We start from the raw sequence: 20,645 nt of genomic DNA on the forward strand, positions 1-20,645 counted from the left end.
CCAGTCGCCGAGACAAGAACCCGGGAGAGCCCAGTGCGCATTTTCGCGATCACCCCCATCCACGTCCCCGAGGAAGAGCTCCTGCGCCGGCAGCGGCGCTACGACCAGATCAGCCCGCCCGGTGTCACGGTCGAGCTGCACGACATCGGCGACCACGCGCCCAGCGCCCTGGAGACGGCGGAGGACGTACGCGAGTCCGAGCGGTGCGTCGTCGCGGCACTGCGTGCGGCCGGGCCGGGCTACGACGCGTTCCTGCCCGACTGCGTGCTCGATCCCGGCGTCGCCGAGTTGCAGGGACGGCTCGCGGCACCCGTGTTCGGCATCCTGCGGCTCTCCGTCGGCTACGCGGTCGCCACCGGGCGCACCGCCGGCGCGGTCACGCGCAACCAGGCGATCGCGGATGAGCTCACGGCCGTCGCCGCGGCGTACGGCTTCGCTGGATCACTGCGCGAGGTGTCCGTGCTGGACCTCGGCCTCGACGCGATCGCCGATGACGCCCGCTGGGTCGCGGCGCTCGGCGGAGCCGTGGACGGTCTCGCCGACGACGGCGCGGACCTCGTCGTGAACGGCTGCTCGGCCGTCGACCTGGACGCGGCCGACCCCCATCGCGTCCCCGTGGTCGACCCGACAGCCCTGGCCCTGCGCCTCCTGGGGGCGGGGGAGGCGGCATGAGCGAGACGGGTCCCGACCTGGTCGTCGCCGGTGCCGGCGGCGGGCTGGTGGCGGCGCTGCGCGCCGCCCAGCACGGTCTGGACGTCCTGGTCGTCGAGGCCAGCGAGCACTTCCGGCGCGGCAACAACACCTCGATGTCCACCGCGATGGTGCCCGGAGCGGGGTCGCGCTGGCAGCGCGAGGCCGGCATCGACGACTCGCCGGAGCTCTTCGCCGAGGACGTACGGGCCAAGACCAAGGGCCAGGGCGACGAACGGCTGGCACGGGCACTCGGGGACGTCAGCGCCGGCCTAGTGGAGTGGATGGCCGACCACCTCGGCATGCCCCTGTCGCTCGTCACCGACTTCCACTATCCCGGGCACTCGGTCGACCGGTGCCACACCATTCCCGGGCGGCACGGGACCGGGCTGATCGACCATCTGCTGAGCGCGGTCAGGGCCGAGGACCGGGTGGAGATGCTCGTCCCCGCCCGGCTGTCCGGCATCCGGTCCTCCGCGGACGGGCACGTCGAGGCCGCGGTCGTCACCTACCCGGACGGGTCGGCCGAGGACATCCCCACCCGCGCGCTGCTGCTGGCCACCAACGGCTACGGCGCCGACCGTGACCTCGTCGCGGAGCACCTGCCGGAGATCGCCACGGCGGTCTACCACGGCAGCGAGACCTCGCGGGGCGACGCCCTGCGGATCGGCACCGGGATCGGCGCCGCCACCGCCTTCCTCGACGCGTACCAGGGGCACGGGGCGCTGGCCCACCGCGCGGCGACGCTCGTCGGCTGGGCGACGATCATGCACGGCGCCGTCATGCTGGACCTCACCGGGTACCGGTTCGGCGACGAGACGACCGGCTACTCCGAGTACGCCGCCGCGCTCGCCGCACGGCCGCAGGCCACCGGCTGGATCGTGCTCGACCAGCGGATCCACGACCTGTGCCTGCCGTTCACCGATTTCCGGCAGACCGTCGAGTCGGGTGTACTGGTCTGGGCGGACGACGTCGAGTCGCTGGCCGGGGCCATCGGCCTGCCGGCGGCGGCCGGCGAGCTCGCCGAGGTCGCCCGCGCCGCACGGGGCGAGGCCACCGACCGGTTCGGGCGCACCTTCTTCGAGGCGCCGCTGGCACCGCCGTACGCCGCGGTGCGCGTGGTCCCGGCGCTGTTCCACACCCAGGGCGGGCTCGTGGTCGACGAGCACGCACGCGTCCTGCGGGACGACGGCTCGCAGATCTCCGGCCTGTACGCCTCCGGTGGCGCGGCGGCCGGGATCTCCGGACACGGCGCTGCCGGTTACTTGGCGGGGAACGGCCTGCTGCCCGCACTGGGCCTGGCGTACCTGGCCGCCGACCACCTCGCACACCACATCGGGAGGGAAACGCGATGAGTTCACTGGAAACACTGGTCAAGAACGTCCAGGTCGTACGGCCGGGCGTCGCCGAGCCGGAGCGGCTCGACATCGGGATCGCCGGAGGAAAATTCACCCGGCTGGCGGCCGACATCCCCGCCGAGGACGCGCAGGTCGTCATCGACGGGCGCGGCCTGCTCGCGTTTCCCGGCGTCGTCGACGCCCACCAGCACTGGGGGATCTACAACCCGCTGGACGAGGACACCCGTACCGAGAGCCGTGCGTCGGCGCAGGGCGGCGTGACGACGGCGCTGACGTACATGCGCACCGGTCAGTACTACCTGAACCGCGGTGGCAGCTACGACGAGTTCTTCCCGCATGTCCTGGAGCAGTCGGAGGGTCGTGCCTACGTCGACTACGCCTTCCACCTCGCGCCCATGATGCGCGAGCACATCGAGGAGATCCCGCTTCTCATCGAGAAGTACGGCGTGACGTCGTTCAAGATCTTCATGTTCTACGGCAGCCACGGCCTGCACGGCAGGTCGGCGGACCAGAGCTCGTTCCTCATGATCCCCAAGGACGAGCGGTACGACCTGGCGCACTTCGAGTTCGTCATGCGCGGAGTCCAGGAGGCACGGGAGAAGCTCACCGAGCTCGCCCCGCACGTCTCGCTCTCCCTGCACTGCGAGACCGCCGAGATCATGACCGCCTACACGCGGCTGGTCGAGGAGCAGGGCACGCTGAGCGGCCTGGCCGCCTACAGCGCGTCCCGCCCGCAGCACTCCGAGGGCCTCGCCGTCACCATCGCGTCCTACCTGGCGCACGAGACCGGGCTGCCCAACATCAACCTGCTCCACCTGTCCTCGCGCAAGGCGCTCGACGCCGCGGTGCGCATGGCGCGGACGTTCCCGCACGTCGACTTCAGGCGTGAGGTGACGGTCGGGCACCTGCTCGCCGACGTCGAGACCGCCGCCGGGATCGGCGGGAAGGTCAACCCGCCGCTGCGGCCGCGCGAGGACGTCGAGGCGCTGTGGGAGTACGTCCTCGACGGGACCGTCGACTGGGTGGTCAGCGACCACGCCTGCTGCAAGGACGAGACAAAGTTCGGCGACCCGCGCGAGGACGTCTTCGCGGCCAAGTCGGGCTTCGGCGGCACCGAGTACCTCCTGCCCGGTCTCGTCGGAGAGGGACGCCGCCGCGGCCTGTCCTACGGGCGTATCGCGGAGCTGACCTCGTGGAACCCCGCCCAGCGGTACGGCCTGCCGACCAAGGGCACCATCGCCGAGGGGTACGACGCGGACTTCTGCCTGGTCGACCCGTCGGCCACCTGGACGGTGCACGCCGCCGACTCCGAGTCGACGCAGGAGTACACCCCGTTCGAGGGCTTCGAGCTGTCGGCCAAGGTGACCGACACGTTCGTCCGCGGCCACCAGGTCCTCGAGCGCGGCAACGTCGTCGGCACGCCACAGGGCGTCTTCCTGCGCCGGCCCACGGGGACGCGATGACGCTGACCGCACCCGACGTCGGGACCAGCCGGGACCTGGCCCGGCTGGCCGTGACGGTCCACGCGAAGGAGCCGGGCCCGGACGAATGGGCGGAGTTCCGCCGGCTCGTCCATGACGGCCCCGTACGCGCGCTGGCCGCACCGGCCCCGGAGGCGCTGGCCTCCCTGGCCGAGGAGATCGGCGGACCCACCGGCGAACTGCCGCTGCTCGGCACCGGGCTGCGCGCCGACGACTACGAGGCGCTGGGGTGGAACGCCGCCCGGTGCGGTGCCGCGGACCTGCCCGATGTGGCGCTCCTGATCGCCGGTCTGGCCGCCACCGATGAGTTCGACCTCACGTCGGCCGCCGCGTCGGCGCGCCTGTGCCGCGCCGTGCTGGCCGGCCGGGCGGTCGTCCGCGCCGCCGGGGCCCTGATCGCCGGACCCGTACCGGCCCGTCCTTCGTACGGCGTGCTCGGTGCTGCCGTGACCTGCGCACTGCTCGGCGGGGCGTCGGAGGAGGACCTGGCCGTCGTGCTCGATCTCGCCGCGAGCCTGATGGTGACGGTCGTCGCCGCCGGCGGTGACGCGCGGCTCCTGGCGGCCGGGCATGTCTGCGCCTCCGGATGGCTGGCGGTGGCCGTCTGGCGGGCCGGAGTGACGCCGCTGCCCGGGGCCGGGCCCACACCGCGTCGGTCGTCGCCGGACGGCTCCTCGGATGAACCGGCCCGGCCTGCTGGTCAACCTCGCCGCGCCCATCGCGGGACACGCTGCGGGACACGCTGCGGAACGCCAGGACGCGGCCGGCGTCGCGGCGAGAGCGTGCGCGGCCGGGTTCGACGGCGTCGGTCTCACCGACAGCCCACGGTTGTACCCCGACTGCTTCATCGAGACCGACCGGGTGCTCGCCGGTACGCCGGCCGCGCTCGCCGGGCCGTGCGTCGTGGGTCTGGGCCTGCGGCACCCGGCCACGGTCGCCGCCTCCCTGACCACCCTCGGCCGGCGGCACGGCGAGCGTCTGCTGGCGGTGGTGGGCCGCGGTGAGAGCTCGGTGCGCAACGAGGGGCTGCCGGTGCCCGGCCTCGACGCGTACGGCGAGCTGCTCGCCGGGCTGGTCAGCGCCTCCGGCGAGCTGGGCGGAGACCCGGGCGCGGGGCGGCTGCTCGGCGCCGCGTCCGGCCCGCGCACGATCGCGCTGACCGCCGCCCACCTCGGCGGGGTCCTCATCGACGTGGGCGTCGAACCCTCCGTCGTGGCCGCAGCGGTCGGGATCGCACAGGACGCGAACCCGTCCGTACGCTGCTGGCTGTTCACGCGTGCCGTTCCGACCCGTTCCGCGGAGGAGGCACGCGAGGTGGCCGAACCCATCCTCGGCTCCTGCGCGGCCCGGCTGGTCGCGGCGCCCGGCTGGTACGGGCTGAGCCCGGATCTCGCCGGCCCCGTACGCCGCGTGGCGGAGAGCCACGACTACCGCCGGCACGGCACGTCCGGCGCACGCGGCGGGGAACGCGCTCCGGAGCAGGTGGAGACCGCGGTGCGGGACCGTTTCGTGCTGACCGGAGAGTCCACGCGCCTCGCGGCGCGGGTGGCCGAGCTGACCCGCCTCGGGGTCGACGGCTTCGTCGTCGCCGGGGCGTTGCGCGGCGTGTCCGAGCGGCTGGACGCGCTCGGCGCGGCGTTCGCGGAGGGTTTCGCGGCCGCGTGAGCCGCGGCCGCCGACCGGAAGGGAGTGTCATGTCCACCACCGAGACCGTTGCCGGAGCGGAACCCGATATCGAGGCCGTGCGGCGCTTCGCCGCGACCACCCGGCTGGACGCCGTACCGGACGACGTGGTCCGGCACACGCGCCTGCTCCTCCTGGACACACTCGGCGCGCTCATCGGCGGTCTTCGCTACCCCCAGGTCCGGGCGCTCGCGGACACGGTGGGCGGACCGGCGAGCCGGTTCGGCGGCCTCGTCACTCTCGGCGCCGCCGCGACCTGGCTGGACGCCGACTCGGGCGGTTCCTTCCATCCGCAGGGCCACCGGCTTCCCCCGGTGCCCACCGCGCATCCGGCACCGCACGTGCTGCCGGTGCTGCTGCTCGCCGCCGCCGACGGCGACCTCGACGACGAACGGCTCCTGGAGATCTTCCTGGTGGCGGTGGAGGTCGGCCTGCGGCTGGGCGTCGGCAGCGCGCTGCGCCCGGGGTTTCATCCCCACGGGGTCCACGGCCCGTCGGCCGCGGCGCTGGCCGCCGCGCTGGTCCACGACCCGGCGGGGTCGACGGCGGCCCAGGCGTTCCTGCTCGGGTCCGCACTGCCGTTCGCGACGGCGCTGGAGGTGCCGATGCGCGGCGGTACCGTCCGCAACCTCTGGACCGGCCTCGGCGCCTACCACGGTGCGATGGCGCACCAGTGGGCCCACGCCGGCCTCACCGCCCCGGCACGCGACCTGGTGTCGGTGTTCGACGGGGCCGTGTGCACCGGTCTCGACCCGGCCGCGCTGACCGCGGACCTCGGGACGCGGTGGGAGATCGTCAACAGCTACTTCAAGCCGTACCCGTGCGCGCGGTGGCTCCATCCCGCGCTGGACGCGCTCACCCGCGTCCTGGAGGAGGTGCCGGGGCCGGCGGCCACGATCGCGGAGCTGTCGATCGAGACCTTCGCGTTCGCCGTCTCCCTCGACGACCCGGACCCCACCTCCGACATGCATGCGCGCTTCTCGCTGCCGTACTGCGCCGCCGCGCTGGCCCACGACGGCCACCTCGACGCCGCGTCCTTCCTGCCGGACGACCTCGGGCGGGAGGCGGTACGCGACCTCGCCCGCGAGGTCCGCCTCACCGAGGTGGAGGAGTACACTGCGGCCCTTCCGGTCCGGCGCCCGGCCAGGGTCACCGTGCGTCGCACCGACGGCGGCCAGGCCACGGCCGAGGTCGCGCACGCGCGTGGCAACCCCGACACGCCCCTGAGCGAGTCGGAGATCATCGCGAAGTTCCGCCGCAACACCGGCGACCACGTCCCGTCGGCCGTCGCCGAGGGCGCCGTCGCGTCACTGCTCTCGCCGGGACAGGACCGGCCCGGGCACGCGTTCGCCACCCTGTCCGCGCGGCTGACCACCGACTAGGAGATCTCGTGGAGTTCCTCGTACACGTCGAAATCAACTGGCCGCCCGAGGCCGATCCGGAGCTCAGGGAGGAGATCTTCCAGAAGGAGCTGCGCCGCGGCCAGGAACTGGCCCACCAGGGCCTGTGCAAGCGGCTGTGGCGGATCCCGGGCCGGTGGGCGAACTACGGCCTGTACGAGGCACCGGACGCGACCACCGTGCACGAGGCGGGTGTCGTCACTGCCCCTGTGGCCGTGGATGGACGTCGAGGTGATTCCGCTGGCGGAACACCCCAACGACCCGCGCAAATTCGGCATCGTCCCCTAGCACCCGTGACCGGCCTGGCGGCGGCACGGCGGTGCGGCTCACGGTCCGGTGAGATGGAGCGCCTAGGCGGGATCCCGCGACCCCACTACGCGCGTCGCGGCGGGCGCGCAACGGCTCGATCTCGTACGCCCGGCGGCCGCGTACCACCGCAGGGCGACGACGGCGGCGAGGGCGACCTCGATCAGGTCACCGCCGTAGTACATGACCATGGCACCGTAGTGCAGGTCCCCGGCCGGGAGGCGGGTACGGGGCGGCGCCGTCGCCCAGAGGGTCCTGGCCAGCACGGCGTGGGCGGCGCAGGCGGCGACGAGCGTGCCCGCGCGTACGGCGAGACCGTGGCGGCGGCGGACGGGATCGAGCTGGCAGACCGCGGCGGTGAACAGGATCCCCGCCACCAGGACGTGCACGTGGACGAGCGCCTGGAGCCCCGGCCGGTCGTGGCTGACGGCGAAGAGCCGCGTACGGTACAGCAGCCACAGCCCGCCGACGTCCGCCGCGGCCGCCAGCGGCGGGAAGACGAGCCAGGCGGCGGCGCTCGAGTGCGCCACGGCGAGGACGGCGTGCCGCGCCGGGCCGGGCGGCAGCGCGCGTAGCCCCAGGGTGAGCGGGCGCGACAGGACCAGCAGGAGCGGTGCGGCCATGCCGATGATCAGATGCCGCAGCATGTGGGCGGTGAACTCCCCGCCCGGCAGCGGCACGAGGGCGGCGACCACCAGCGCGGCGCCGGCGGCGGCGCAGCAGGCGTCCCGCCACCGGGACCAGCCGTCGCCGCGTCGCCGTAGCCGCACCGACGCCACCAGGTAGACGCCGACGACGACCAGTGCGATGGCCGCCGCCACCCAGCCCAGCGCCGGGACGCCACTCGAATGCCCGCCGTGGTCCATCACTCCTCCGGCACGCGCCGGGTGACCCCGCGCAGGAGCCAGGCCCCGGCCAGCAGCATGACCACGGCGATCGCGTTCCAGGTCCAGTCGTAGGGGGCGAGGTCGACGTGGTACCGGATCTGGTGCAGCCGGAGGAGCTTGTGCTGGACGGTGCCGTCGTAGAGCTGGAAGCCCCCGGCGCCCAGCAGGATCCCGCCGGCCAGCCGGCGCCGCGACAGGCTCGCACTCCGGCGAAGATCGGCGACCATGACCAGCCCGATGACGACGGCGAACCAGCCGAAGGCGTGGAACAGCCCGTCGGAGACCAGCCCGGCATCGGTGCTCGACCGATCGTAGAAGTGGTGCCAGTGGAGCAACTGGTGGAAGACGGTCTCGTCGACGAACGCCGCGATGCCGATGCCGATGAGGACCCCGGACCACAGGGAACGGCCGCCTCGGCGTTCCGGCGACATGTCGCTGACCTCCTCGTCGTCTCCCAACATCCTTTCCCAGCGGCGCGGTACACGAACTCAGCGTTCCCGAGTGGTCACCTTGTGTCATCGGCACCGAACCCCGGCGGTACTCCCGTTTATCCCTCCAGGGCGGGGAAGTGCCGTGTCCATGTCCACGCATGAACTCTCGGAGGCCGACGGCGAGCGGGTGACCGTGACGCCGTACGAGAACGGGCCCCTCATCGTCCGCGGTCCGGTCGAACTCCTCACCCAGGACGGGCGGCGGATCGATCCAGGGCGGAAGACGATCGCGCTGTGCCGTTGCGGACGGTCCGGCGCCAAGCCGTTCTGCGATGGTTCGCACAAGGCGACGAGGTTCCGGGCGGCCAGTGAGCCGGATTGAGCCCGGCCCACCGGCGCGTTTTCAGCGAAGGGCCGCCACGGCGTTCAACGACGTGGCCGACCGGCCCCAGCAGCCCATCAGGTGCTCGGTGAACAGGCGGTCCAGGGCGAGGCCGCAGCTCGCGCCGAACAGCACGTCGGCGGCCAGTTCGGGGTGCTCGGCTACCAGGCCGCCGCACAGGTCGTGGGCGGCGAGCTGCTCGTGGACGGCGTCCGCCTGGACGTGCTCGTCGTAGAACCGGCGGGTGTGCCGGTCCGCGCCCAGCCGGGCCAGGCCGGAGCTGTAGCGGCGGTTCGGCAGCGAGGAGGTCATCTCGAACGCCGCCAGGTGGCCGAGCAGGGCACCGCGGCGGCGCCGGTGCAGTCCCAGGAAGGACATGAGGTTGTTGACCGCCAGTGTGATCGCCGGCACGGCGTCGAGGTACGCCCCGTAGGTGTCGTCCAGCTCCAGCCCTCGCATCGCCCCGCGGAAGAGCTCCGCGTGCATGAGCTCCAGACGGCCACCGCCGTACTCATCGGCCTGGATCTCCACGAGAGCCGCCTTGCTCGGCCCGCTGAGCCGGGGGATGCCCCAGGTGTGGGGATCGGCCTCTTTGAGGTGGTAGATCGAACGATGGATCACGAACTCGCGAAACTGCTCCAGCGTCGCCTCACGCTGGAGGAACCTGGCCAGGGACGGGCCCTCGTCGGCGGTGGCGAGACGTGCCAGCTCACCCGGCACGTCGGTGACCGGCGCCGGGCGAGGCACCAGTGCCCGCAGGTGGCGCTCGAACCGCCTCTCGGCGCCCTGGCGCAGGCCGAGCAAGGAGGGATTCCACTCCCAGCCGTCATCGACGTCGGTGAACCCCTGGTAGTGCAGCTCGTAGCAGACGAAGAGCGCGAGTTGCAGGTCGTCGTCGTGAAGGGCGGGCCCGTCGCCGGTGAACGGCGAGGCGAGCCGCGCGGGCAGGTCGTGGGGGTGAGCGGTCAGCTCCTCGAAAAGGGCCGCGGTGACCGGGCCGCGGGGGGCCGGCAGGCGCATCAGTGGCACCTCCGTCCCGTACCGATCTCGCCTCTTTCATCCGGCGCTCTCTCCGTGCGGTCATCCGCAGGTCGTCGGCCGTCCGGCAGTGTCCGGTATCCACTCATCAATGCCCCCGTCATCGCGGTCCCGTGAGATGCCTGCGCTGCCCCGGACGGTCGCCGGTAAACCAGCGGGCCTCGCGGTTGCCCGGATGAGGCGTAGTTCCCGTACGGCGGGTATGTGAAAGGTGAGTGGCCGTTCGGCCATCGGCAACGGCTGGAGGGAACATGTTCGCGATCGAGGACATCCGCGACTGGCGGGGCCACGACGTGATCGACGCCGACGGGAAGAAGATCGGGGAGCTGGAGGCCGTCTACGTCGACACCAGCACCGATCAGCCGTTCTTCGCCACCGTCAAGATCGGTCTGCCCTCCCGGCACCGGCTGGTGTTCGTGCCACTGGCGGAGGCGACGGTGGGACCGGGCCATGTCCGTGTCGCCTTCGCGAAGAAGCAGGTCAAGGACGCTCCCTCGATCGACACGGACGGAGAGCTGCCGGCCGGCGACGAAGAGGCGGTCTTCGCCCACTACGGCCTGACCTACCAGGCGGAGCCGGACCAGCGCCGGCTCGGACGCCGCTGACCGTGGACCCCGGACCGCGCCACCCGAGAGGGAGTACCCGTTATGGCCTTGTTCTTGTTCGTCGTCATCGTCGCGATCGCGCTGGGACTCGTCGGTGCCGTGGTGAAAGGTCTTTTCTTCCTACTGATCATCGGCGTGGTGCTGTTCCTGGCCGACCTCGTCGTCGGCGGAGTCCGAATGGGCCGCCGCCGTGGCACCCGCCCCGCCCGCTGAGGGCCTCCGATCGCCGGTCATCACTTGGCGTGATAAGCGCTGCTGAGGCCGGTTGTTTCCCCGTCCGGCACATTGCTGTTAGCTGGAGCAGTGACGGCTCCGCACGACTGCGAGTGCTTCCGTCCACCTTTGAAAGCAGGAAATCGTCATGATCGTTCTCGGCATCATCCTTCTGCTCATCGGATTCCTGGCCCACATCTCGATCTTGTGGACCATCGGAATCGTCATCCTCGTCGTCGGGCTCGTCCTCATGCTCCTGGGCCGGCTGGGACACGCCGTTGGCGGCCGCAACCACTACTTCTGATCCCGGCGCCGCCCGGCCGAAGCCCGCTCAGGGCTTCGGCCGGGCGCCGATGAAGGAAGCCGAGCCCCCACCGCGGCCGGTGCCGCACCGGCGTCACCACCTGCTGGTGTGGTAACCCCGCGCCGGGGGCACGGTCCGCGCGTTGACGCGGAGAACTGAATCTTTCCCCGCCCCACCCTGACCTCCTCGGGTGTGGCGATCCGGCCGCCGAAGTTCAGGGAGGCCCCTGACGCGGTCGGGGCCCGAAACGGCGAGCCCGGCCGAGCGGCTTGCGCATCCGCCGGGACTCGCCGTTCTCGACCGGCGCGGGGACCCGCCGCGTACGGCCCATCCGCCCGCTTGTGCCCTCGGCGGCCCTAGAGGTCAGCCGTTGGATCTTCGCTCTGTTGGCTCGCCGCGATGGTGCAGACCGTCTGCTGGCGGCCACTATCGGACGGGGCGCATTTTCCGCGCATTCATCACGAATTGTCGGCGATCCTTGCTCGTATGGAGGCCGGCGGGGGTGCGGATGAGCAGACCGAACGGATGCGCGCGGGAGTGCGGGCCCGTATTGCCCGTGTGACGCAGACGACGGGAGACGGGCTGCAGCGATGGTCACCGCCGGTCCTGCTCGGAGTGTTGTGTGCAGGTGCGTTCGGCCCGCTGCTGGCGGCTTCGGCGGGGGTGGCCGGCACTGGGGCCGCGCTGGTCGCGGGAATCGGAGTGGCGGGTTCGGTCGGTGGCAATGCCCTCGCCGACGTCATCCAGGCAGGTATCGGCCGATTGCGCGACGGCGGGCAGGAACCGACTCGGGAGGAGATCGAGGAGGAGGTCGAGCAGCGGATTCAGGAGATCCTGGGTGCCGGCGGTCTGCAGGCTCGGCAGCTGCGCGGTGACATCGCCAGGGTGTTGCGGGAGATAGGAGCCGCGAGCGCCGCGCTGGAGCAGGCGGTACGAAGTGGTGACCAGGAGTTGCAAGCGCAGCTGACCAGCGCGCTGGCGGGGCTCGGGGACGAGTTCGCCGAGTTCCGATTTCTGCTGGTCGACGTGAGCGCGGCGCTGGCGGCCATCCAGGACGATCTGAACCAGCAGGGATCAGAGCAACGGCTGATCATCGATCTGCTGCGGCGACAGGCCACTCATACCCGCCTGATGCGTGAGGACGTCCTGGCCATCGAGCACCGTAGCCGTTCCGGTGATGACGGTGATCCGAACGGGCCGCAGAGATCCGCGCCGTGGCTGGAGGGGTGCCCATACCGAGGACTGTCACCGTTTGAGGAGGACCAGGCCGAGGCGTTCTATGGCCGGGAGCGGGTGACCGCCGAACTGGTGGGCACACTCGCCGAACGCCTGGTCGGACTCGGACTGGTGGTGGTCACCGGCGCATCCGGGGTCGGCAAGTCCTCGCTGCTGCGGGCCGGGTTGCTGCCGGCGCTGGCCCGTGGTTCATTGTCTCCGTCCTCGGCAGAGTGGCCTCGCAGGCTGATCACGCCGACCCGCGCTCCTCTCCAGGAGCTGGCCACCCAACTGGCCGTTCTGTCCGCTGGTGACCCGACGGTGGTCTGCGACAGCCTTGCCGAACATCCCGACCAGGCGCACCTGCTGGTACGGCAGGCGATCCTGGCAGATGCCGAGAGGAACGGGGTCTCCGCGGAAGCCGCTGAGCGGCATCGGCTCGTGCTGCTCGTCGACCAGTTCGAAGAGATCTTCACACTCGGCCAGGACCAGGATGAGGCCGGCGAGGCACAGCGGTCGGCATTCATCACCGCTCTCCATGCGGCGGCCGGCACACCATGCGGAAGCCGCCAGCAACCACCGGCGCTCGTAGTGATCGCCATCCGCGGGGACTTCCTGGATCGATGCGCCGCCTACCCCCGGCTACGGGAGGCGATGCCCGGAGCGCATTTCATCGTCGGCCCCATGGCCGAACCGGACCTCCGCCGAGCGATCACCGGGCCCGCGGCCGCGGCCGGACTGCGGATCGAGCCCGGACTGACCGACACCGTCCTTGCCGACCTTCGCTCCGGTGCCGCTTCGGAGGGATACGAGACAGGGGCACTGCCCTGGCTGTCGCATGCGATGCTCATCACCTGGGAACACCGCGAGGACGGCCGGTTGACCAGCCGTGGCTACGGTCTGTCCGGCGGAGTCCGTCATGCCATCCAGACCAGCGCGGAGGCCGTCTACGCCGACCTCGGCGGCGCACAACAGGACATCGCCGCCGCCATGTTCCAGGAGATGGTCGTCGTGGCACGCGACGGCCGGCTGGCCCGTCGCCGGAGGACCCGCACCAGCCTGTACGCCGGGCGGGCCGGTGCTGAACGCGATTCCGTCGATGCCGTGCTGGAGGCGTTCGCGGCCAAACGGCTCGTCGTCCTGAGCGGGGAGACCGCTGGAATCGCCCACGATGAGCTCCTGCGCGCGTGGCCGCGGCTGCGTGCATGGCTGGAGCCCGACCTGGCCGGTCACATCCTGTACGGGCAGATCCTTGACGACGCCGCCGAGTGGGCCCGTAACCACCAGGACCCGTCTTTCCTCTACCGGGGCACCCAGCTGGCCGCCGTCCTTGAGGCCAACGGCCGGTGGGAGACCGGAGACCACCCGCTCACCGGTACGGCCCGTGAGTTCCTCGACGCGTCAACGCACGCTGCCCGCCGCAGGCTCCGTCAACGCCGGGCAGTGCTGAGCACGCTGGCCGCATTGCTCGTCGTCGCCATCACCGCGGCGGCGACGGCCATCTACACGGCTGATGACGCCGACCATCAGCGCGTCCTCGCGGTGTCCCGGCAATTGGCGACGGAGAGCCAATCCGTGACCGCCACCGACCCCGTCACCTCGGCACTGCTGGCAGCGGCAGCCTGGCGCATCGCACCTACGGCCGAAGCCCGCTACAGCATGCTCACGGCCCTCCAGAACCCCGAACGGGGAACCTTCACGGGCCACACCGGCGCGGTCAGAGCGGTGGCGTTCAGCCCGGACGGAAAGATCCTTGCCACCTCCAGTAGCGATGGGTCGGCGCGTTTGTGGGATCGGGCAACGGGTTACTCTGTTGGCGAATCGCTATATTCCGGTGGCTCGGTCAACGCGATCGCGTTCAACCCGGACGGCGGCCACATCATCACCGGTTCGAACAACGGATCTCTTGAGTTGGGGAGTGCACGAGCGAACAGCCGTGAGGCTGCTTTCTTCGCCAGGAACGGGAGCGGCGTGTACGGAGTGGCGTTCAGTCCCGACGGTAGAACCGTTGTCACTGCCGGCGCCGATCACACGGCTCGGCTGTGGGATTTCGCCACTCACAGGCCGGTCGGTAAGCCGTTTGTCGGTCACACCAATGCGGTGTCGTCGGTGGCTTTCAGTCCCGATGGTAGGACTCTTGCCACCGGTAGTTATGATCGTACGGCTCGGTTGTGGGACACCGCCACTCACAGGCCGGTCGGTAAGCCGTTTGTCGGTCACACCAATGCGGTGTCGTCGGTGGCTTTCAGTCCCGATGGTAAAACCCTCGCCACCGCCGGTGGCGATTTCACCGCACGGCTGTGGGACACCGCCACTCACTCTCCGATCGGCGCACCTCTCACCGGCCACACCGCCTTCGTGGCCGGGGTCGCATTCAGCCCGGACGGAAAAACTCTCGCGACCGCGAGCGGAGATCAGACGGCACGGCTGTGGGACGTCGCAACCCATCGTCAGGTCGATGACTTCGTGGGTTCCACCAATGGAGTAACCGCATTCAGCCCGGACGGACAAACCCTCGCCACCGCCAGCGCCGGTACCGACCACACGGCACGATTGTGGGACGTCGCCACCCACCATCAGGTCGGTGCACCCTTCGTCGGCCACACCAAGGTCATCAATGCGATGACCTTCAGTCCGGATGGCAGAACGCTTGCCACTGCCAGTACCGATCAGACGGCACGGTTGTGGGACGTGGCCACCCAACGCCAGATCGGTACCTTCAATCATCACTCCGGTGCCACTTTAGAAGCGGTGGCGTTCAGCTCTGATGGTAAGAGGCTTGCCACTGCCGGTAGCGATAACACGGCACGGTTGTGGGATGTTGCCACCCAACGCCAGATCGGTGACTTGATCACAGGTTTCGGGGATAACATGCGCGCGGTGGCATTCAGCCCTGACGGCAAGATACTTGTCGCCGCCAGTAACGATAATACTGCACAGTTGTGGGACATCGCCACCCGAGAGATTATCACGCAACTGCGGGGTCACACGGGCGTTGTCAACTCGGTGGCATTCAGCCCTGACGGTAAAACCCTCGCCACCGTCAGTAACGACGGAACGGCACGGCTGTGGGACATCGCGACTTATAGCCAGATCGGTGCACCGTTCACCGGGCATACCAGCTACGTCGACTCGGTGGCGTTCAGTCCCGACGGCAGGACCCTCGCCACCGGCAGCGCCGATTACACGGCACGGCTGTGGGACGTTGCTATGCATCGCCAGATCGGTGCACCGCTCATCGGGCACACCGGTTACGTCTACTCCGTGGCGTTCAGCCCGGACGGAAGAACCCTCGCCACCGCCGGTTATGACCACACGGTGCGATTGTGGAATGTGGGCGAGCCCGCCGATCTTCTCTCGTCGATCTGCGCCGTCACCACCCGCTCATTCACGCACGCCGAATGGCGACGCTATGTACCTGGGGAAAAATTCCGGCAAGTATGCCCACAGTAGGCGGTCTGGAGTGTCTCGGCCGGTCAGGCCGGGCGCAGCACCGCGACTCCGTGTCCGTCCAGGCGTAGCGACGTGACCGGGCCGGTGCCGGTCAGCTCGTCGTGCATCGGTGTGGGCAGGGTGCCCCGCGCGCCGGCCAGGGCATGGCCCGCCGATGAGACCCGAGATGGGCGTAAAGAGAACCCCTTGGGTGACCTCTTCGGCCTGCCGGGAGCCGGTTCTCCTCCCTTCGGACGACCGCGGGCCGGGCTCGGTGTAAGAAGCGGGCACTCCTGATCGCTTCCCCGGTGAGGATGTACCCCAACAAAGGAGCCGGAGCATGACGGATCCGGACGCGGTGGGCAGGTTCACCGCGATCTACGACGAGTTTCATCCCCGGGTCTACGCCTACGCGGTCAGCCGTACGGGAAGGCAACTGGCGGAGGAGGTGGCCAGTGAGACCTTCTGCGTGGCCTGGCGGCGATTCGGTGACCTGCCCTCACGACCCCTGCCCTGGCTGCTCGGCATAGCCCGGAACGTCCTGCGTGAGTCCTACCGGGCTCAGGTCAAACAGAGCTCGCTGGACGCCGAGCTGAAGAGCTGGGTGTCCGAGGCGGAGCTCACCTCCGCCGACGTCGGTGAGGCGGTCGTCGAGCGGGCGCAGGTGCTCCAGGCGCTGAGCCGCCTGTCCAGCGGGGACCGGGAGGTCCTCACACTCGTCGCCTGGCATGGGCTTTCGGCGGCCGCGGCCGCGAAGGTCATCGGTACCTCCAAGGCGACGTACTTCGTCAAGCTCCACCGTGCTCGCAGGCGGCTGGAGCAGGCGCTGTCCGACGGTCCCGCCACGCGCTCATCCCTGCTCATCTCTAGGACGGAGACGTCATGAAACGTGCGCAGAGCGCCATGGAACGGCTGGCCGCGGCCCGTCCCGAAAGCCTGGATCCGCCCTCGGACGCCGAGCGGCGCCGGCGTGACATCGCCGGGGCACTGGCCGAGACGGCCGGGCGCCAGAGGCTGCTGCCCAGGCGGACCTCCCGGCGACTGGGTCTCGGTCTCGGGCTGGTCGCGGCCGGTACGGCGGCGGTGGTCGTCGCCGTCGCGGCATTGGGCGGCGGCTCGCCTCGCGACCCGGCCGGCGGTGGTTCCCGGCCGACCGAGCTCGCACCTCACAGCGTCCTGCTCGCGGCAGCAGAGAAGGCCGAGGCCGAGCCGATGGGCAAGTACTGGTACAACGACCAGGTCGAGGCGCAGACGTACCTGGTCAAGGACGGGTACGCGGTCTCGGCCGCGGCCAGCGAGTTCTTCGAATGGACGGCCGTCAAGAAGGGGGGAGGCAATCTCTTCTACGGTCGTGACCTGCCGGCGCGCCCCCTGACCAAGGCCGACGAGGCCGCGTGGCGCCGGACGGGGTCGCCGAAGAGCTTCCGGGTCTGGTCCAACGACCACTGGGGCACCTACACCGCGAAGCCGGGCCCCTGGCGGCCGGACAAGCCGCAGGCCAGGGAGGGCGGCCGGTTTCCGTTCGCCGGATTCGACAACGGCCGGATGGTGCCGATGCCCTGCCCCAAGCAGGTCGGTGGGACCGGCTGCGCCAAACCTGTCGGATACGGTGCGACCATTCAGGATCTGGAGAACCTGACCACCGATCCGAAGCAGCTCGCCACCCGTTTCATGAGCGTCAAGCCGGGTTCCAAAATCGGTCCGAACAACGCGCAACTGCTGATGAGCGTGTCGGACAACCTGAGCGGCGCCCCGGTGCCACCGAAGCTGCGGGCGGCCATGATGCGGATGCTGCCACTGCTGCCGGGCGTCCATCCGGTCGGCTCGGTCACCGACCCGCTGGGCCGGCCGGGCTTCGCCGTGGCGGCGGACTGGCCGTCGGAGGGCCCGACCTATCACGGCTACGGCTCGAGGGTGGAGCTCATCTTCAACGACAAGGGGGAGTGCCTCGGGGAACGCGAGGTCCTCACCAAGCCGGGTGGTGAGTACCGGAGGCAGAAGCCCGGCTTCGTCATCTTCTACCAGATGAACCGCAGCTCGGGTTGGACCGACAGCAAGCCCGCACCTCCCAAGAAGCTCCCTTACTGAACCGAACTCGAACGAGATGGACCGGCCCCGAGCCGAGCGTGAGATCGCGGTCCCAGGCCCGCCCCTTTCGTGGCGGGCCTGGGAGCGTGTCAGCCGGTCTTGCGGAGGACCGCCTGGATCGTGGTGGTCTTCCCGATGTTGCCGGCGGCGTCGATGGCTCGGAACTGGATCGTGTGACGGCCGTAGCCGGGAGGTACGTTCTCCCAGGCGACGGCTCTCGCGGGCTTGCCGAGCTTGCCGTAGTACAGGTCGTCGATGTTGGTGCCCAGCGGCGTGAACAGGAACGGCGCGGTGGAGTCGGTCGGCCAGCCGAAGTAGCGGTACCAGCCGTCCCCGTCGACCTGGAACTCCGCCAGCGCTGCCCCGGACGCGTTGTCGGAGGGGTTCAGCTTCATCGTGAACCGGTCGTCGAAGACCTTGGTCCTGCCGACCGTGGCGGCCGGCCGGGAGAACTCCGCGGAGACCACCGGACGTTGTGCGTCCACCGTCCAGGTGAGAGGGGATGACTCGGTGCCGGTGGCGGGGTCCACCGCTCGCGCGGTGACCGTGTGTGTCCCGGAGGTGAGGTGGAAGCGACTCAGAGCCAGGTCACGGTCGTTTCCCGTCGTCCTCACGCGCCGGCCGTCGACGGTCCACCGGACGGCCGGGACCGACGTCGCGGGGTGCGCCGTCTCCGCGTAGATCACGTCGTTCGCGCCCACATCGGTGCTCGCCGGGGTGGAGTCGGTGAAGCCCGGCGTGGTGGCCGTCGGCGCGGTCTTGATCCGGGTGTCCACCGTCCAGGTACGGGACTGGGTGAGAGCCGCCGAGGATCTGATCGCCGGGTCGCGGACGAAGTCGGTGGGGTCCTGGACCGTGGCGGTCAGCGTGTGCGTGCCCGGCTTGACGTGCAGCCTGGCCAGGTCGACGTTGTGCCGGTCCGCGCTGCCGGAGATCGTCCTGCCGTCGAGAGTCCAGCCGATGTGCAGCGTGTGGCTCACCGGGTGCAGCGTCTCCAGCCAGACGACACGGTCGGCGCCGATGGGCGTTCCGACCGGGGTGTCGTCCTGCACCAGGTTGAGCTTCCCGGAGATGGCCTGCGTCATCCGCTCGCGTTCCACCTGGTCGTAGGCGTATCCCAGGGTCTTCATCATCGAGTGCTCGCTGGGCCGCCAGACGCCCGTGGTGTCGTACATCCCGCCCTCGTAGCGGCCGATGACGCCGCCGGCGGTGCTCCGGTCACCGAGCCAGCGCCACCACTTCGCCTGTTGCTGCCGCATCTGCGTCTCGGTGAGGAGGGTGTGGTGGATCGAGTCGGGCTCGCCGCCGGTGTACGCGCCGCCGGGCACACCCCGCTGGTAGTAGTTGTACTCGTCCTGCAGGCCGCCGAGTGAGTGGCCGATCTCGTGCGGCATGATCAGCGACGACATCGCGTTGCTCCCGGACGCCGTCGCGTACGTTCCTCCCGCGCCGCCGTACGTCGGGCTGTTGGCCAGAGCGACGATCTGCCGGTTGGCGGCGCTGGTGCCGGTGACCAGGTTCGCGTACGTGTTGGCCGCGTCGTCGTCCATGACCAGGAGCCGCTGGATGCCGTCCGTCCGGCAGCCGCTCCAGAACTGCATGCTGAGCGGGGTCGTGCGCCGGGGTGCGGACAGCGACGGATCGCAGCTCACGCCCGACTCGCCCGAGACGATCTCGACCCGGTAGATGTTGATGTAGCTGCGGTAGGACTTCCACGGCTCGAAGGCGAACAGCGTGCTGATCTCGTGGTCGACGTTCTCGCGGAACGTCGGCATGTCGGCCTCGGTGAAACCGTCGCCGAGGATCACGACGTTGAACCGCTTCGCCGGATCGCCGGTGACCTGGACCGGTACGACCTTGGCGCTGCCGATGTCATCGGCGTGTGCGGCACCGGCGGGCGCCACGAGGATCGGCGACGCGGCGACCGCCAACGTCGCGGCCATCGTGGCAATCATGCGTCTCAGCATGAGGGGGGCCTCCTACGAAATACACATGGGACGACGTTGATCATCGTCTGCGGGAGGGCGGCAGGGAACCGCGGGGTCACGGTTGGCCGGAAGGTGCCTTCTCGCACCGGCCTATTCCTGCCGGAACCTCGGGTGAGCCGGGTGCCTAGGCTGGGGGTGCATCCCCGCCCGGCAGCATCTCGACAGAAAGCCGAACCATGACGGACACCCCGCCGGTCACTCTGGACGACGTCCGCGACGCCGCCGCGCAGATCAAGGGAGTGGCGCACCGCACCCCGGTGCTGCGTTCACGGACCCTGGACGCGCTCGTCGGCGCCGAGGTCTTCCTCAAGTGCGAGAACCTTCAGCGTGTCGGCGCGTTCAAGTTCCGCGGCGCCTACAACGCCGCCTCCCGGCTGGCGCCGGAGCAGCTGCGCAAGGGCATCGCCGCCTACTCGTCGGGCAACCACGCCCAGGCCGTCGCCCTCGCCGCACGGGAGCTCGGTACGACCGCGGTGATCCTCATGCCGGAGGACACCCCGCGGTCCAAGATGGACGCCACCGCCGGTTACGGCGCGGAGATCGTCACCTACGACCGTTACACCGGCGACCGGGTCGCCATCGGCGAGGCCCTGGCCGCCGACCACGGCCTGGCGCTCATCCCGCCGTACGAGCATCCGCATGTCATCGCCGGGCAGGGCACCGCCGCGCTCGAACTCCTCGATGAGGTCGGCGGGCTCGACGCGCTCGTCGTCCCGGTCGGCGGCGGCGGCCTCATCGCCGGCAGCGCCACCGCCGCGAAGGGACTCGACCCGGGCATCCGCGTGATCGGCGTAGAGCCGGAGGCCGGGGACGACACCAAACGGTCCCTGGAGGCCGGCCGGCGCGTCTCCATCCCCGTGCCGCGCACCATCGCCGACGGGCAGGCCGCCGACATCCCCGGAGAGCTGACGTTCTCCGTCAACCGGCGGCTGGTCGACGAGATCGCGCTGGTCACCGACGACCAGATCCGCGAGGCCATGCGGCTGGTCTTCGAACGCCTGAAGGTCGTCGTCGAGCCGAGCGGCGCCACCCCGCTGGCCGCCCTCCTGGCCGGCCGCATCGACCCCGTACCCGCCCGCATCGGCGTGATCGTCTCTGGCGGCAACATCGGCGCCCGTCGTTTCGCCGAGCTCTGCGGCTGACC

18 protein-coding genes and 1 pseudogene are annotated in these 20,645 nt (G+C 70.5%); 15 read left to right on the top strand and 4 right to left on the bottom strand.

Annotated features, from left to right (window positions below; all coding sequences use genetic code 11):
• Positions 1 to 33 precede the first annotated feature (33 nt).
• The 7 genes and pseudogenes from FB559_RS31290 (at position 34) to FB559_RS46900 (ending at position 6,900) form a co-directional block, all read left to right on the top strand.
• Positions 34 to 672, top strand: coding sequence for an aspartate/glutamate racemase family protein (locus tag FB559_RS31290; protein ID WP_141960342.1), 639 nt, complete (start codon positions 34 to 36; stop codon positions 670 to 672).
• Positions 669 to 2,045: an FAD-dependent oxidoreductase gene (locus FB559_RS31295; protein ID WP_141960344.1), complete on the top strand. Its 1,377-nt coding sequence runs from the start codon at positions 669 to 671 to the stop codon at positions 2,043 to 2,045. The genes FB559_RS31290 and FB559_RS31295 overlap by 4 nt, the downstream gene beginning before the upstream one ends.
• The gene (locus FB559_RS31300; protein WP_141960346.1) at positions 2,042 to 3,511 is read left to right on the top strand and encodes a dihydroorotase; all 1,470 of its coding nucleotides are present in this window, start codon (positions 2,042 to 2,044) and stop codon (positions 3,509 to 3,511) included. Before FB559_RS31295 ends, FB559_RS31300 begins: the two co-directional genes overlap by 4 nt.
• Before the next feature lie 696 nt (positions 3,512 to 4,207).
• Positions 4,208 to 5,194: an LLM class oxidoreductase gene (locus tag FB559_RS31305; RefSeq protein ID WP_141960348.1), complete on the top strand. Its 987-nt coding sequence runs from the start codon at positions 4,208 to 4,210 to the stop codon at positions 5,192 to 5,194.
• Positions 5,195 to 5,223: 29 nt separating this feature from the next.
• Positions 5,224 to 6,594, top strand: coding sequence for an MmgE/PrpD family protein (locus FB559_RS31310; RefSeq protein WP_141960350.1), 1,371 nt, complete (start codon positions 5,224 to 5,226; stop codon positions 6,592 to 6,594).
• 8 nt (positions 6,595 to 6,602) lie between these two features.
• Positions 6,603 to 6,788 (top strand): annotated as a pseudogene (locus FB559_RS46895) (muconolactone Delta-isomerase family protein); the annotation flags it as partial.
• A gap of 16 nt (positions 6,789 to 6,804) precedes the next feature.
• Positions 6,805 to 6,900 (top strand): muconolactone Delta-isomerase family protein, encoded by a 96-nt coding sequence (locus tag FB559_RS46900; protein WP_221640257.1) that lies wholly within the window; start codon positions 6,805 to 6,807, stop codon positions 6,898 to 6,900.
• A gap of 62 nt (positions 6,901 to 6,962) precedes the next feature.
• Here the strand turns inward: FB559_RS46900 and FB559_RS31320 are convergent, their stop codons facing one another.
• Together FB559_RS31320 and FB559_RS31325 are read right to left on the bottom strand one after the other, a co-directional pair.
• Positions 6,963 to 7,784: a cytochrome c oxidase assembly protein gene (locus tag FB559_RS31320; RefSeq protein ID WP_141960352.1), complete on the bottom strand. Its 822-nt coding sequence runs from the start codon at positions 7,782 to 7,784 to the stop codon at positions 6,963 to 6,965.
• Entirely contained in the window at positions 7,784 to 8,266 is a 483-nt protein-coding gene (locus FB559_RS31325; protein WP_246122231.1) for a DUF2243 domain-containing protein, read from the bottom strand. Before FB559_RS31325 ends, FB559_RS31320 begins: the two co-directional genes overlap by 1 nt.
• Positions 8,267 to 8,384: 118 nt before the next feature.
• On the opposite strand from FB559_RS31325, the gene FB559_RS31330 reads away from it, so the two are divergent.
• Positions 8,385 to 8,618, top strand: coding sequence for a CDGSH iron-sulfur domain-containing protein (locus FB559_RS31330; RefSeq protein ID WP_141960355.1), 234 nt, complete (start codon positions 8,385 to 8,387; stop codon positions 8,616 to 8,618).
• Positions 8,619 to 8,639: 21 nt separating this feature from the next.
• Here the strand turns inward: FB559_RS31330 and FB559_RS31335 are convergent, their stop codons facing one another.
• Positions 8,640 to 9,638 carry an iron-containing redox enzyme family protein gene (locus FB559_RS31335; RefSeq protein ID WP_141960357.1) on the bottom strand — a complete coding sequence of 333 codons (999 nt, stop codon included), beginning with the start codon at positions 9,636 to 9,638 and terminating at the stop codon, positions 8,640 to 8,642.
• A 269-nt stretch (positions 9,639 to 9,907) separates the two neighbouring features.
• On the opposite strand from FB559_RS31335, the gene FB559_RS31340 reads away from it, so the two are divergent.
• From FB559_RS31340 to FB559_RS31355, 6 genes are all read left to right on the top strand, one after another.
• On the top strand, positions 9,908 to 10,261 hold the full coding sequence (locus FB559_RS31340) for a PRC-barrel domain-containing protein (RefSeq protein WP_141960359.1): 354 nt from the start codon (positions 9,908 to 9,910) through the stop codon (positions 10,259 to 10,261).
• Positions 10,262 to 10,303: 42 nt separating this feature from the next.
• The gene (locus FB559_RS44200; protein WP_185792477.1) at positions 10,304 to 10,474 is read left to right on the top strand and encodes a hypothetical protein; all 171 of its coding nucleotides are present in this window, start codon (positions 10,304 to 10,306) and stop codon (positions 10,472 to 10,474) included.
• Between the two features lie 148 nt (positions 10,475 to 10,622).
• Entirely contained in the window at positions 10,623 to 10,778 is a 156-nt protein-coding gene (locus FB559_RS44205; RefSeq protein WP_185792478.1) for a DUF6131 family protein, read from the top strand.
• Between the two features lie 399 nt (positions 10,779 to 11,177).
• Positions 11,178 to 15,446 (top strand): nSTAND1 domain-containing NTPase, encoded by a 4,269-nt coding sequence (locus FB559_RS31345; protein ID WP_141960361.1) that lies wholly within the window; start codon positions 11,178 to 11,180, stop codon positions 15,444 to 15,446.
• Between the two features lie 319 nt (positions 15,447 to 15,765).
• The gene (locus FB559_RS31350) at positions 15,766 to 16,311 is read left to right on the top strand and encodes an RNA polymerase sigma factor (RefSeq protein WP_141960362.1); all 546 of its coding nucleotides are present in this window, start codon (positions 15,766 to 15,768) and stop codon (positions 16,309 to 16,311) included.
• Positions 16,308 to 17,513 (top strand): CU044_5270 family protein, encoded by a 1,206-nt coding sequence (locus tag FB559_RS31355; RefSeq protein WP_141960363.1) that lies wholly within the window; start codon positions 16,308 to 16,310, stop codon positions 17,511 to 17,513. Before FB559_RS31350 ends, FB559_RS31355 begins: the two co-directional genes overlap by 4 nt.
• Positions 17,514 to 17,602: 89 nt before the next feature.
• Here the strand turns inward: FB559_RS31355 and FB559_RS31360 are convergent, their stop codons facing one another.
• Positions 17,603 to 19,456 carry a M64 family metallopeptidase gene (locus tag FB559_RS31360; RefSeq protein ID WP_141960364.1) on the bottom strand — a complete coding sequence of 618 codons (1,854 nt, stop codon included), beginning with the start codon at positions 19,454 to 19,456 and terminating at the stop codon, positions 17,603 to 17,605.
• Positions 19,457 to 19,677: 221 nt separating this feature from the next.
• On the opposite strand from FB559_RS31360, the gene FB559_RS31365 reads away from it, so the two are divergent.
• Positions 19,678 to 20,643 (top strand): pyridoxal-phosphate dependent enzyme, encoded by a 966-nt coding sequence (locus FB559_RS31365; RefSeq protein WP_141960365.1) that lies wholly within the window; start codon positions 19,678 to 19,680, stop codon positions 20,641 to 20,643.
• Positions 20,644 to 20,645: the final 2 nt, after the last annotated feature.

The organism is Actinoallomurus bryophytorum, assembly GCF_006716425.1.
In the GTDB taxonomy this organism is placed as follows: Bacteria; Actinomycetota; Actinomycetes; order Streptosporangiales; family Streptosporangiaceae; genus Actinoallomurus; species Actinoallomurus bryophytorum.

Coding starts and splice junctions, on each gene's coding strand:
- FB559_RS31295 (WP_141960344.1), top strand. CDS start 669: ATGAGCGAGACGGGTCCCGACCTGGTCGTCGCCGGTGCCGGCGGCGGG.
- FB559_RS31300 (WP_141960346.1), top strand. CDS start 2,042: ATGAGTTCACTGGAAACACTGGTCAAGAACGTCCAGGTCGTACGGCCG.
- FB559_RS31305 (WP_141960348.1), top strand. CDS start 4,208: ATGAACCGGCCCGGCCTGCTGGTCAACCTCGCCGCGCCCATCGCGGGA.
- FB559_RS31310 (WP_141960350.1), top strand. CDS start 5,224: ATGTCCACCACCGAGACCGTTGCCGGAGCGGAACCCGATATCGAGGCC.
- FB559_RS31320 (WP_141960352.1), bottom strand. CDS start 7,784: ATGGACCACGGCGGGCATTCGAGTGGCGTCCCGGCGCTGGGCTGGGTG.
- FB559_RS31325 (WP_246122231.1), bottom strand. CDS start 8,266: ATGTTGGGAGACGACGAGGAGGTCAGCGACATGTCGCCGGAACGCCGA.
- FB559_RS31330 (WP_141960355.1), top strand. CDS start 8,385: ATGTCCACGCATGAACTCTCGGAGGCCGACGGCGAGCGGGTGACCGTG.
- FB559_RS31335 (WP_141960357.1), bottom strand. CDS start 9,638: ATGCGCCTGCCGGCCCCCCGCGGCCCGGTCACCGCGGCCCTTTTCGAG.
- FB559_RS31340 (WP_141960359.1), top strand. CDS start 9,908: ATGTTCGCGATCGAGGACATCCGCGACTGGCGGGGCCACGACGTGATC.
- FB559_RS44200 (WP_185792477.1), top strand. CDS start 10,304: ATGGCCTTGTTCTTGTTCGTCGTCATCGTCGCGATCGCGCTGGGACTC.
- FB559_RS44205 (WP_185792478.1), top strand. CDS start 10,623: ATGATCGTTCTCGGCATCATCCTTCTGCTCATCGGATTCCTGGCCCAC.
- FB559_RS31345 (WP_141960361.1), top strand. CDS start 11,178: ATGGTGCAGACCGTCTGCTGGCGGCCACTATCGGACGGGGCGCATTTT.
- FB559_RS31350 (WP_141960362.1), top strand. CDS start 15,766: ATGACGGATCCGGACGCGGTGGGCAGGTTCACCGCGATCTACGACGAG.
- FB559_RS31355 (WP_141960363.1), top strand. CDS start 16,308: ATGAAACGTGCGCAGAGCGCCATGGAACGGCTGGCCGCGGCCCGTCCC.
- FB559_RS31360 (WP_141960364.1), bottom strand. CDS start 19,456: ATGGCCGCGACGTTGGCGGTCGCCGCGTCGCCGATCCTCGTGGCGCCC.
- FB559_RS31365 (WP_141960365.1), top strand. CDS start 19,678: ATGACGGACACCCCGCCGGTCACTCTGGACGACGTCCGCGACGCCGCC.